Consider the following 12424-nt stretch of genomic DNA (forward strand, 5'->3'; position numbering starts at 1 on the left):
TAACAACAATACTTAGGGCTGGCTGAATAATGGTAAAACCCTTTTAAAATAAGGCTTTTGACCTGTTAAAATCCGATGTTCATGCTGCGAAAATAGGATTAAGACCTTCAAAAACCTGGCATTCTCCTTCTTTTAGTACATAAACTGGTACAAAAAAAGAGGGCAACAAAGCCTGAAACGACCGGCTACTGACTCGGAGACTCCTGACTCCTAACCCCACCAACAAACTTTTTCAGCAAACCCTAATTAATGAAACAGGTTTTGTTGCTATAGGGATTCGGTTTGCCAAGCCATTACCTATAAAGACCGATTGGCTCTTCTGGTTTCTCTGTGGCAACGAGGTCTATACTGATAGGTTCTTCAGCAAAATAGTCCTAAAAGTCTTTCCCAGTAAACATTGCACGATTATATAAGCAAAAATTATCACACAAAGTCGAGAAGAGCCGACGATTGGCAACCTTGCCAAGAATTAGTGATAAAATTACCAAATAAACGGTAATTTTTACCCCAACCCTAATCCCTCACCCCCAATAAAATTATGATGCACGGTTTTATTCCCCCTCATCGTTATTTTCCCTATCTTACTTGGACCGATATAGATTCAATGCCAGATAAGGAAAATGTGGTAATTATTCAACCCATCGGTGCGATCGAACAACACGGACCCCATCTCCCTATTGCCGTCGATGCTGCCATTAGTTTAGGGGTTTTAGGCAAAGCTTTCGAGAAATTAGATACAAACATCGCCGCTTTCGCTTTACCCTGTCTCTACTACGGAAAATCTAACGAACATTGGTCTTTTCCCGGCACGATTACTCTCTCGGCAGCAACCTTATTAACGCTGATTCAAGAGATAGCTGAAAGTCTCTATCGTTCGGGTTTTCGCAAGTTAGTATTAATGAACTCCCACGGCGGACAACCGCAAGTTATGGAAATTGCCGCTAGGGATATTCATCAACGATATCCCGATTTTTTAGTATTTCCTTTTTTCACTTGGCGAGTTCCCCACAATGCGGCTGAATTATTCTCGGAATATGAATTAGAATACGGTATTCATGCAGGAGATGTGGAAACTAGCATTATGTTATCATTACTGCCAGAACAGGTAAAAATTGAGCGCGCCGTCCGAGAATATCCCCAAGGTTTGCCAGAAAATAGTTTATTAACTATGGAGGGAAAATTACCCTTTGCTTGGTTAACTAAAGAATTAACTAAAAGTGGAGTGATGGGAGATGCTACTAATGCAAGTAAAGAAAAAGGCGATCGATTATTAGAATCCGTTGCTAATGGTTGGGTACAAGCGATCGCTGATGTTTATCAATTCCGTCAACCGAAGTCATATTAATAGAAGATTAATCAGAATTGTTAATAAGCTGTACTGCATTTAAACTGTCTATTGCTAATTTTATTAGCAAGGATAAAACTCCATCTTCCTTCTTCTTTGATTCGGGAATTTGAACACCATCTTCTATGAGAATTAATAGAAAAATTTTTAACCAAATAGGTTAATTTTTAGCATAATTATTAATCTCAATCATGAGTTTTATCCTTGAGGGTTTAGAAATTTTGTAACCAGTCACAAAAATAAAAAAAACGACATTATTTTTACCATATTTTTTGTACGGGATAAGCATCGAAAACAGAATCAACGCCTAAAATAATTAGGTTGTCCGTAATTGCTTGAGAAATTAATAAACGATCAAACGGGTCTTTGTGATAATAAGGTAAGGTGTCCAATGTCCAAATATGAGATAATTTCATGGGTAAAATCTGCACATCATTAATTTTAGTTTGATCTTTAACTATTTCCGAGAGAGAAATATCTAAATTTAATTTGCCTAACTGTACCTTGATCTGTATTTCCCAGACGCTGACCAAACTCAAGAAAAGAAGATTATTTCTATTTTCTAGTATCTCAATTGCTGATGAGGAAAGCTGAGGAGAATTCTGGGAAAACCAGATTAAAGTATGACTATCTAAGAGAATATTCATGAGTCAAAATTCCAGAAGTTATCTGGTAAGGGTTGATTGAAATCATCACTCATCCAAATCTTTCCTTGATGCAACCCAAAGATTCGTTTTTTAGGGGAAGATGACGGCTCCTTTTCCTCCGTGAGAGCTTCTACATATTCTAAGATTTGTTTTTGTTTATCTAGAGGAATTTCCTGTAGCTTGTTAATAATGCTTTCTGTAATTTTATTGCCAGAAATAGTCATGGGTTTCTCAATATCTACTGAAATCTACGATGCAAGCTTCATGATAGCATTTTAAACATAAATAAAGTTAATTTTTGTAGAACCACTTCCCCAACTTGTTTAAGAGAGTTCCTGCAAAAATAAAAAATCTTCCGTGAGGAGACTCCGAGACAGTCCAGAGGAGGAAAAAAAGACAAGAGACAACTATCCCGTCCATAAAACCCAAGATTATGTGAAATTTATCTGAGGTTTTCAATATTTTGACCCGATAGCACCTCGAAAACTTACTTTGACAGGAGGTTTAAGCTAAATTAACCCTATTGTTAAGGATATTAGCCACAGCAGTTATCTTAATGATGAGGTACGAAGTTTTCGTTTTCGGGAGTCGGTCTTCGATTTATTATTACCCCTACCCCCCAGCAGACCTCAATCTGGGATTTAGGCAAGAATCCCATCCCATGCCAGGTTAAAGACGGGGCAATTCACCACGATCGCTATCTTGTGGTGAGCAGCAGAAGTTATTAAAAGAGCATGAGTGCAATTCGCCCCGACAATAAATATTATTTCCCCAATGATAGGGGCGCATAGGGTGCGTCCAAAATATAATCTTAGGTATTTCTACAAAATTGAGACGCACCGAGTTGAATCTCCCTATTGATGATTTTTTCGGACAGCAACAATCAAAATACTTCTGATTTGCGAGCGACTTAACCTGACCGGAAAGATATCCGTATAATCTAGACCAGCTGCTCCAATGCCATAATCAATTTCCACTTGGTTCAATAAATTTTGATTGAGAGGCCATTGTCTCATGTTTCCACCTAGTGCGGGACCATTCACCGGATATTTAACGCTTTCAGCCTTATCTAGAAGCATTTGATCGTAGGTAAAAGCTAACACTCTACCCAATAATTTCTCGTTGGTATAAGTGAAAGCATGATCATCTTCCATGGGATTGATCATTTGAAAAACGTCATATCCTTCATCTAAAACCATCGCTTCCTCCGCACCGAATCCATCGCTCATAATTAAGGTAATCCCTTCTAGGGTATTGCCGATTCTTGCCCCTAATCCCGAGGAAGCAAAACAGATAATTCTTTGACCGGACATTCCCAAAATTCCGAAAGGATAGATATTCTTGGGAAAGTAAATATCTACCGTATCTCCTCCGGGGTAAGGAAAATATTCTCCCGCCCGACGCGGAGAAACACCAACTCGTCTAAAGTTATTTTTCGTCAACTGGTTTGCGACAGCAGGATCGGCCAGATTGATCTCCAGAAAACCACCGGGAGAAATTAATTGAGTTTCTACGATAATCGGTCCGTTTAAAGCGGCACGCCTAGCATTCAAATCGCCGTAGAGTTGATATTCCCCCAAGTAAATTTTATCAATAGCCTGCTTCATAAAATTCCCCGCACATGGGATTTTACCAGGCAGGCAAAAAATATGGCGTACATCTTGGAATCGATCGATAGCAGTAAATAGGGGAACCACATCACCTTGTTGAATGATAGTTTTTCCCCCTAGGGCAAACTCTAAAAATGGGGCGATATTCTGTAAATTAGCATCGTATCCCGGTAGCGTTCTTAAAAAATCATCATATCTGCGAGCCACCCTCGGATCGTTAATCTGTATTATATTTGCCCCTCCAGCCATAATAAATCTTAAATCCAAAAATTCATAACGATGGCCCAGATGTCTAGCCATAGCATCACACCATTTGACCAAACACCGATAGATGCGCTGATTGATCGGTTCTTGATAGCCTCCGGGGAGAAACATCCCACATAATTGATTTTGCAAGGAGTTTATGTAGTAATTAGGGCCAAGATAGGCAAGATGCCACGGATTCATCGTTAGATCCCCACAACCTTGGGCGCCAATAATGAGCCAATCCTGTCCTAGCTGATCATAGAATTCTTTGAGATGATGATAAAGTGTCCAAGTCCCCGCTCTCTGCTCGTAACTATTGGTCGTAGAGTCTAGGCCAGGAATAGCAGTGCGACCAAGTCGAGGAAACATTATATCCTGCACTGCATGAGGATCCTGCATTCTGGGAGGAGTTATACCATCCCGTTGAATGCCGGGGCCTTTTTGATAGTCTGGAGTCACGGACACAAAGATATGCTCTTTTTCCGTATCTAGAGTCAAAGAACCAGTATTAAAAACTTGATTTTTCACCATAACACCCCCTGCTTGTCTAGGTGTGGCAGTTGCCGCTAGACAAGCTAATTAGCCCTAGGCTATCTGTTTTTTTTAATCTCAACCTCGCTGACCTGAAGGGGAGTGGGGCTTTATATTTTTTTCCTGAATCTATCAGAAAGCCTAGCATTTATCGTATTACCATACTTAAATTATAGTTTCCCGGAGGAAGTCAACTCTCGCCTCAATCCTTAAGAAATCCTCAAGAAATCCTTTCCCCGCTCTCGTTTCTGAATTGCCAAGAATTGCGTTAGAATTAAAGAAATATTACAAGTGATTGACAAAAATGAGTAAGCCTGATACACAAGCCATTGCCCTCCAGTTAGAAAGCAGCAACTCTAAAGACCGTCTGCTGGCCTTGGCATCCCTGCGAGAAGTGACCCCGGAGGAAGCTGTACCCTTGATCAAAAAAGTCCTTTATGATGAAATGCTGCCAGTGCGATCGATGGCTGTCTTTGCTTTGGGAGTCAAACAAACCGAGGAATGCTTTCCTATCCTAGTGGATTTGTTAGCCAATGATGCCGATTATGGCATTCGCGCCGATGCTGCGGGGGCCTTAGGTTATTTAGAAGATATTCGCGCTTTTGAACCCCTACAACGGGCTTTTTACGAAGACACGCAATGGTTAGTCCGCTTTAGTGCCGCCGTCGCTTTGGGCAATTTGGGCGATATTCGGGCTAAACAGGTGTTATTATCGGCTCTCGATAGTAACGAAGCGGTTATTCAACAGGCCGCTATTGCTGCCCTTGGCGAAATCAAAGCAGTGGAAACCGTCGAGAAGCTTTTAACCTTTGTTAACTCCGATGACTGGTTAATTCGGCAGCGATTAGCGGAAGCTTTAGGCCATCTTCCGGCGGAAAAAACGATCGCAGCCTTAAAATTTTTGGTCAAAGACGAACATCCGCAAGTGCGCGAAGCAGCCCGTTTATCTTTGCAAAAATTGGCCAACGTCTAGGTATAGGATAGAATAAATAATCTATTCTTTCAGAGCGATCGATCTTTGCCTACAGCCATTCATGGACATTCAAGAATTTATTAATCTCTGTGCGGGTAAATGGTTTTCTCAGCGCACCAGTTATCAATTAGCTGCCCAAAAAGTTGCCAATAATAAAGCAGAAATCACCATCGATTTGCTGGCTGCCGATGCTGCCGATGTGGTGCAATTATGTTTAGAAAATAACTGTCAGTCCCACACCAGTCTAGGGGGATGGAAAGCGACTTGGGATAATTCCGTGGACTATGGACAACCGAAAAAAATCGGTTCTAGCTATTTAGTTTGGCTGCCCTCAGAGAATTCTTGGCAAGGAAAATTAATCACATCGGACGGTAAATCGGCAGCGCTGGGAGAATATCATCTCAGAAGCGATCAAGCTTTAACTTTAACCATCGAGGATAATCACCATCGTATCGAGGAAAGAATCTGGTTTGCTAGTCCTAATCTGAGATTGCGTACCAGTATTATTCAGTCGGGCAATGGCGATTGCCAGACGGTTTTCTATTCGGAAATTCGCAAAATGGTTGCTTCTTAAGTAGGGTCTGCTGAAAAAGTTTGTTGGTGGGGTTAGGGTGTGGGGTGTGGGGTGTGGGGTGTAGGGTTTTACCGATTTTCATCTGGTCAATTACCTAATTTTCAGGGAAAAAGTGCCTAAATTTCCCCCCCCGATCACCCCAAGGTCTGGCACTTTTTGATGGGGAAAAAGTCTAAAATTCCTATCCAACAAGGTTTTTAGATTTATTCAGCAAACCCTAAGTAGTTGTCATCTCCAATGTCTGAGGTGGGGAAGACAGGATTAATCTTCCACCACTCCAGTCAAATCCTCCTAACGTCGGCCGCGTCTGCTGCTGCCGAAACCACTGCGACTAGGGCTACGACGGGAACCAGAGGAACCGAAACTAGGAGAACGTTTGACATTATCAGATTTACCCGAATTCTTCAGGGTACTCGAACCATAACCGGAACCACTGGGTTTTGTGGTGGTGGTGGTGCTGCGATTGGGACTAGAGGAAGTATTACTGGGATAACGACGTAAATTGCCAGTAGAACGGAGAGTTTGCCGATTTTTGACTGCCGGAGGTGGACTATTATGTTTAGTCCGGTATTGATCCACTGCCTGATTATAGGTGGAACCGTAACCACCAAAACCGGTCATCACACCTCCCGGAGTATAGAGGGGAGGAACGTAGTATTGAGGACGAAAGAGCAAACTACCCAAAGCTTGACCAGCAACAGCACCGAAAAAAGGACTCCAAAAACTCGATTCTTGCCGAATCACCACGGTTTCTTGTTGTCCGGTTTGAGGATTGTTCCGCACTTCCGTGACATTATGGACATACTCGATTTTAAAATCTTCGGTCATGTACAGGGTAGCCTGATCACCGTTGATTTCTACTGCGGTTTTTTCCCCTTTAGCGATAGCTTCATCGCTTAATCTAGCCATTTGCAGGTTAGTGGTGCGAAAGAGGGGAGAAGTCCCCCCAGGGGTGTTTAACAGCATTAAGGTATAAGTGCCATCTCCGTCATCGTAGGTAGCTTGTTGCACCTCGTAGCGACCGCTACTAACCTGATTGGATTCTTGTCTTACACTGCTGTTATTAGCTGACGGTGACTGAGTTTGATTTGACGACGAACCACAGGCCACCGTTGTACAACAAAGGGTAAGAATTAAAAGGATTGTCGTTACTTGGCGCAGCATAATGGCAAAATTAAGACTATAAAGGCAGCAATTCCGGGAAATTGAGTAATAGTTGCTCATTGGTCAATTCATCTCCCAATTGAGCAGGAGAAAAATGTACCTGAATCGCACGCAGCCGACCTTGGTAGTGAAGGTTAATTATTGATTTTAAACCATCTTCCAGGGCCTCTCGATCGGCTAGGCTAGTTTCTAAAGCAGCACTCTCACCCTCGAATGCTATTGTGATCATAACAACTAAGTTATCGGTGACGGGTAAAGTTAAGGGTTCCTTTTCCCCCACTTCCGGAGACACCGATTCACTTAAGTATCTGGCCGCGGAATCGGTAAACAGTTCGTTAACGTAGTCTCCCGCTTCCCCCTCATGCCAAAAAACATCGCCCTCATTAGCCACAGAAAACCAATAGAGGTTCATCTGCAGCAGATTTTGACAAATTTCTACTAAACCCTCCCCCATGACCTCTAAATCGCCTTCGGAATCGATCGCCTCCCGGCCAGCACGATTAAGAATACCGATCAGCGGTGCGACTTCTTGGCCGTAGAGATGCAAAAATAAGCGACAGACCACATAGCGAGTTTTTCCCGCAAATTTCTTGAAGCGATCGCCTAAAGAACTCATAATAGACCTCTGGTAAAAATCAAAAATTGTCGTTAAGGTTAGGAGTCAGTAGTCTTGAAGCCATCAGCTGGATCGACAAAACGCAGCGGCGGCAGATAACCTTGAACTCAGTACCAGCGGCTTTCGTCCGTCCGCTGCCGTGAAGTGTTAGGTGGTTGACTGCAATCTAGCATTATTTAACACCTCCTGAAGCTCCTTAATACTTAAGGGTGGGGTACGGCGGTGAATCATAGCATGGCAATTGGGGCAAACAGGACGCAGATCATTGATCGGATCAACCCGATATTGCTGCTTAATCTCCGATAGTGGACGCAGATGGTGAACGTGAATAAAACCATCACCTAACTCACCATAGACTTTGCTAAAGTCAAAACCACAAACAAAGCAACTTACACCATAGTATTCAACACAACTTTTTCGAGCTTTAGTATTACGCTCATAGGCATTAACTGTTACTTGCTGCACTCCACCTTCATAATGTGCATTATTATCTGAAATCTCTTCAGGCGATAGAAAACTTGAAGAATTAGAGAATTCTTGCCATACTTTTTCTAGCTCTAATGCAACGCTATCAGGCACTTGCACTCCTGAGATTTGAGTATCCCAGTGCATTTCCTTGAAAGGTTCTGTATCTAGCAACTGGCGCGGTAAAACATCACTTTTTGCTGGACTTAGTAATGAATCGAACCGAACTCTGACAAACATTGCAGTTTCTCCAGAGGATGCCTTATCGCTATCCCAATGCCTATCTTCATAGGAACCTTGAATAGCAAATCCTGATGCAAAAATTCCTTTAGGCTCTTGACCCAACCTCATAAAAAATACACGATCGCCACGTTGAAGACGTTTAGAATTACCACAGCTCCAACGAGCAGTAACTAATTGCCCAGCCTGAACTGATTGCGACATTTCCTCAATGTCATTCCAAGGCCACCGTTTAGGATTCCAAGCTAATAGAAAAGTTGCCATAAATAAAAGCTGATAGCTAAAAAGACTGATCACTGATAGGACGTTTTTGAACTGGCAAAAATTAATCAGGCAAGGGGTTTAATCTATCCGATAATCAAGTAAACAGCCAAAAAAGCCCTCAGCTTTTATTTATTTTGCCATTTTCTAGGGTTCTATGCCTTGATGTCCTGTTAACAGTCTATAATGACTTAGAATCCTATTGGTGTGAGCAAATGGCTGTCCAACTACAACAAGCTTTAGTGGTTGCTTCCTATATCTTGAAACAGCGTCTAGCAGGAAAAAAGCGTTTTCCCTTAGTTTTAATGCTAGAACCCCTATTTCGCTGTAATTTAGCCTGTACTGGCTGCGGTAAGATTCAACATCCCCCGGAAATCCTCCGCAATCATCTTACCCCAGCAGAATGTTTCGCAGCGGTGGAAGAATGTGGGGTTCCCGTGGTTTCCATTCCCGGGGGCGAGCCGCTTTTGCACCCACAAATCGATGAAATTGTCAAGGGGTTAGTGGACAGAAAAAAATTCGTCTATCTCTGCACCAATGCCCTGTTATTGGAAAAAAGCCTAGATAAATTTACTCCTTCACCCTATCTTACCTTTAGTGTCCATCTGGATGGTCTCAAAGAACATCACGATCGCTGTGTGGATCGAGAGGGAGTATTCGATAAGGCAGTAAAAGGGATTAAAGCGGCGAAAGCGAGAGGTTTTCGGGTTACTACTAATACCACGGTTTTTGAAGGCACAGATCCGCGAGAAATGCAGGAATTTTTCGATTTTCTCGCTACTTTGGGTATCGATGGTATGATGATTTCCCCCGGTTATAGTTATGAGTGGGCCCCGGATCAAGATAGTTTCTTAAAACGGGAGCAAACCAGAGCTTTATTCCGAGAAATTCTCTCACCCTGGAAATCAGGCCAGAAAAAGTGGAATTTTAACCATAATCCTCTCTTTCTCGATTTTCTCATCGGTGAACAGGACTATGAATGCACGCCTTGGGGTAGTCCTAGCTATAGTCTTTTAGGATGGCAAAAACCCTGTTATCTGCTCAACGAAGGTCATTACAAAAGCTTTCGGGAACTTTTAGCAGAAACCAATTGGGATAACTACGGTCGGGCCAGTGGCAATCCTCAATGTGCCGATTGTATGGTACATTGCGGCTATGAACCGACCGCGGCCATGGCAGCTTTTAAACCGGCTAATATGAGACGTGCCATGCAGAGTTTAATCGGAGTCTAATCTAGGGTCTGCTGAATAAATCTAAAAACCTTGTTGGGTAAAAATTTTAGACTTTTTTCCCATCAAAAAGTGCCAGACCTTGGGGGGATCGGGGGGGAAATTTAGGCACTTTTTCCCTGAAAATTAATTAGGTAATTGACCCCCTGAAAACGGGTAAAACCCTACACCCCACACCCCACACCCCACACCCTACCCCCAGGAAAAACTTTTTCAGCAGACCCTAATCTAAACTGATTCTAACCAGACGGCGGGGACTTGACTAGGGCGATCGGGTAATTGCATCCATCCCATTTCGCACAGACGAATTACCGAACTTAATTTTTCTACCAAAGCGGGATCGAAACGAATCCCGCTATAATTTTGACAACGCTCTAGGGACTCTCCTAAATCTAGAGCTAGTCGGTCGCCTCGCGGTTGAGTTAATTCCTGAAAATAGGCTGATAATCCTAAAATTCTCGACTCTAGGCTGATTTCTTCCCCTTTTAAGCCGTTGGGAACCCCGCTACCATCCCAGTATTCAAACTCATGGTAAATAATCTGTTGAATTGGGGCTAATTCGGGCATAGTGGCGAGTAATTGTGCGCCTAACACCGATCGATCCCGCCAAAATAACGCATTTGCTCCCTCTAACTGACTGGCACGCTGTCTAAAAACTTCGATCGGAGCCTCCGCTAGACCGATGCGGTATAATAAACCGGCTAATCGTAAGCGTCGTAATCTCAGGGTGGGTAAATCGAGCAATTGTCCCAACATTTCCGCTAAAGCGGCCACCTGTAGGGAAGCAAGGGGATTATCAATATCTCTTTCATCGACCTTTTGAGCCATTCTTAGAAAAGCTTGCAGTTTATTAGCGGCCAAATTTTTATTTAAACGGGATGCTTGTCCTTCTAAGTCGCTTAATTCTCGTGCTTGTCTGCTGACGGTGACTAACTGCTGTTGACTGGTTTGCAGATAGGTGACAATGCGAGAGACTACTCCCGTTAAATCCGTGGGAATGGGATTAATATTTTGACTAATTTCCTCTTGTTGTCTGCTTAAATCGGCCGCTAGACTGGGATTATAAGGATGCAGACGCTCAATTAAGATCCTAGCGGCTTTTTCGACTAAATCGCGCTCGAATGTCCATAAACCGTAGAATTTTCGCTCCGTGTCTATTTGGGGTTGACTATCAGACCGGTATTCTTCTGGGGATAACTCATGACAGAGTACCATGGAGGCGTAATCGGGGGAAAGAATGATTAAATTCCACTCATTAACCAAACTATCGCTATTATCTAAGTTCACTAGCGAAACATTCTCTAAACTGCCAGTTTTATGCTCAGAAAAACCACTATCGGCCACGGCGGCGATCGCAATATGACGAGAAGAGCGAGCAATATCTAAATAGCGCTCGGCTTCCTGTAAATACCATTTTCCCTGTTGAAAGGTGACTAAGACCAGTGGTTTATTTGTACTATCTGGGCTGCTAGTTTGCAAGATATGATCTTCAAGAGCATGACAGAGGGCCACAAGGGTATTCTTAAAATAGACCCCGTAACTGCTGGGTAATCGTCCAGATGAAGCTCTTTTTAACTGTTGTAAGCTGGATTCTACGGTCATAATTTCCGAATATTAGGGGGTTGGGGAAATGGGGAGAAGGGAGAGGGGAGAAGGGAGAATAAATAAAAGCCATCTCCTGTCTCCTATCTCCTGACGACCGGCTCCTGACTGCCTCAAAGGGGTTTATTCTACCACCCAGGGAGTGATTGCGGGAGTCCAATTAGCTAATTCTGCATCGCTAAACCAGAGACTAACTTCATCTTTGGCGGTATCTGGACCATCGGACCCATGGATAAGATTGCGTCCGACACTAATGCCAAAATCACCGCGAATCGTACCCGGTTCAGCATTGAGGGGATTAGTGGCACCAATAATTTTTCTAGCGGAGGCAATTACTCCTTCTCCTTGCCAAACCATGGCCACCACGGGGGAGGAGGTAATAAAATCGACTAAAGAACGGAAAAAGGGTCTTTCCTTATGAACAGCGTAGTGTTTTTCCGCTAATTCGCTAGAAACCTGCATCATTTTCAACCCAACCAGCGTAAAACCTTTAGTTTCAAAGCGTTGAATAATTTCCCCCACCAGATTGCGCTGCACACCGTCGGGTTTAATCATTAAGAAAGTGCGTTCCATACTGCCTCTTAAAATTTAGTCATAAATTGTCACAAAACCCAGATTAACCCGGAATGGCATCCTAGAGAATGGCAGAATTTTCGCTTCAATTGCTGAGTTAGCTTGCTGTCGGATTTACAGCAGTTAAGTGGGTGGGTGGAATTAAATATAATATGAACGTAGGTTGGGTTGAAGCATGAAACCCAACCCCTGCTCATGTTACGCTAGGGACTTGCGCTTTGATAATGTACCTTTTGGGCGAACGCAGTTCGCCCCTACATTGTGGACAAAATCCGTTACTGTAGGGGCGCAAAGCTTGCGCCCTCCGATCGATTGGGATATTATTCCCACGCAAGTCCCCTACCGCTA

The 12424-nt window shown here is 43.1% G+C and carries 12 protein-coding genes; 4 read left to right on the plus strand and 8 right to left on the minus strand.

Annotated features, from left to right (window positions below):
- The first annotated feature begins 538 nt into the window (after window positions 1–538).
- On the plus strand, window positions 539–1345 hold the full coding sequence (locus tag IM456_RS03775) for a creatininase family protein (protein ID WP_149986860.1): 807 nt from the start codon (window positions 539–541) through the stop codon (window positions 1343–1345).
- Window positions 1346–1605: 260 nt separating this feature from the next.
- Here the strand turns inward: IM456_RS03775 and IM456_RS03780 are convergent, their stop codons facing one another.
- The 3 genes from IM456_RS03780 to IM456_RS03790 form a co-directional block, all read right to left on the minus strand.
- Entirely contained in the window at window positions 1606–1992 is a 387-nt protein-coding gene (locus tag IM456_RS03780) for a type II toxin-antitoxin system VapC family toxin (protein WP_287693110.1), read from the minus strand.
- A complete protein-coding gene (locus tag IM456_RS03785) occupies window positions 1989–2216 on the minus strand; it encodes a DUF2281 domain-containing protein (protein ID WP_149986861.1) in 228 nt (75 codons plus the stop codon). Before IM456_RS03785 ends, IM456_RS03780 begins: the two co-directional genes overlap by 4 nt.
- Before the next feature lie 630 nt (window positions 2217–2846).
- Window positions 2847–4379: a hypothetical protein gene (locus tag IM456_RS03790; protein WP_287693109.1), complete on the minus strand. Its 1533-nt coding sequence runs from the start codon at window positions 4377–4379 to the stop codon at window positions 2847–2849.
- 304 nt (window positions 4380–4683) lie between these two features.
- Here IM456_RS03790 and IM456_RS03795 point away from each other — a divergent pair, with 304 nt between their 5' ends.
- Both IM456_RS03795 and IM456_RS03800 read left to right on the plus strand, forming a co-directional pair.
- Complete coding sequence (locus IM456_RS03795; protein ID WP_012267935.1) at window positions 4684–5352, plus strand: HEAT repeat domain-containing protein; 669 nt, start codon at window positions 4684–4686, stop codon at window positions 5350–5352.
- A 61-nt stretch (window positions 5353–5413) separates the two neighbouring features.
- Window positions 5414–5926 carry a phycobiliprotein lyase gene (locus IM456_RS03800; protein ID WP_287693108.1) on the plus strand — a complete coding sequence of 171 codons (513 nt, stop codon included), beginning with the start codon at window positions 5414–5416 and terminating at the stop codon, window positions 5924–5926.
- A 291-nt stretch (window positions 5927–6217) separates the two neighbouring features.
- On the opposite strand, the gene IM456_RS03805 is transcribed toward IM456_RS03800, so the two are convergent.
- The 3 genes from IM456_RS03805 to IM456_RS03815 form a co-directional block, all read right to left on the minus strand.
- Window positions 6218–7150 (minus strand): hypothetical protein, encoded by a 933-nt coding sequence (locus tag IM456_RS03805; RefSeq protein WP_149986864.1) that lies wholly within the window; start codon window positions 7148–7150, stop codon window positions 6218–6220.
- Window positions 7107–7706 (minus strand): DUF1517 domain-containing protein, encoded by a 600-nt coding sequence (locus IM456_RS03810; protein ID WP_287693107.1) that lies wholly within the window; start codon window positions 7704–7706, stop codon window positions 7107–7109. Before IM456_RS03810 ends, IM456_RS03805 begins: the two co-directional genes overlap by 44 nt.
- 147 nt (window positions 7707–7853) lie before the next feature.
- The gene (locus tag IM456_RS03815) at window positions 7854–8675 is read right to left on the minus strand and encodes an HNH endonuclease (protein WP_287693106.1); all 822 of its coding nucleotides are present in this window, start codon (window positions 8673–8675) and stop codon (window positions 7854–7856) included.
- Between the two features lie 212 nt (window positions 8676–8887).
- On the opposite strand from IM456_RS03815, the gene hpnH reads away from it, so the two are divergent.
- Window positions 8888–9904, plus strand: coding sequence for an adenosyl-hopene transferase HpnH (gene hpnH, locus IM456_RS03820; protein ID WP_002733923.1), 1017 nt, complete (start codon window positions 8888–8890; stop codon window positions 9902–9904).
- Between the two features lie 225 nt (window positions 9905–10129).
- Here the strand turns inward: hpnH and IM456_RS03825 are convergent, their stop codons facing one another.
- Together IM456_RS03825 and ndk are read right to left on the minus strand one after the other, a co-directional pair.
- Complete coding sequence (locus IM456_RS03825; protein WP_287693105.1) at window positions 10130–11503, minus strand: DICT sensory domain-containing protein; 1374 nt, start codon at window positions 11501–11503, stop codon at window positions 10130–10132.
- 123 nt (window positions 11504–11626) lie between these two features.
- On the minus strand, window positions 11627–12076 hold the full coding sequence (gene ndk / locus IM456_RS03830) for a nucleoside-diphosphate kinase (RefSeq protein WP_002780036.1): 450 nt from the start codon (window positions 12074–12076) through the stop codon (window positions 11627–11629).
- Window positions 12077–12424 lie beyond the last annotated feature (348 nt).

The sequence above is a fragment of the Microcystis sp. M079S1 genome (genome assembly GCF_020246425.1).
Classification (GTDB): domain Bacteria; phylum Cyanobacteriota; class Cyanobacteriia; order Cyanobacteriales; family Microcystaceae; genus Microcystis; species Microcystis aeruginosa.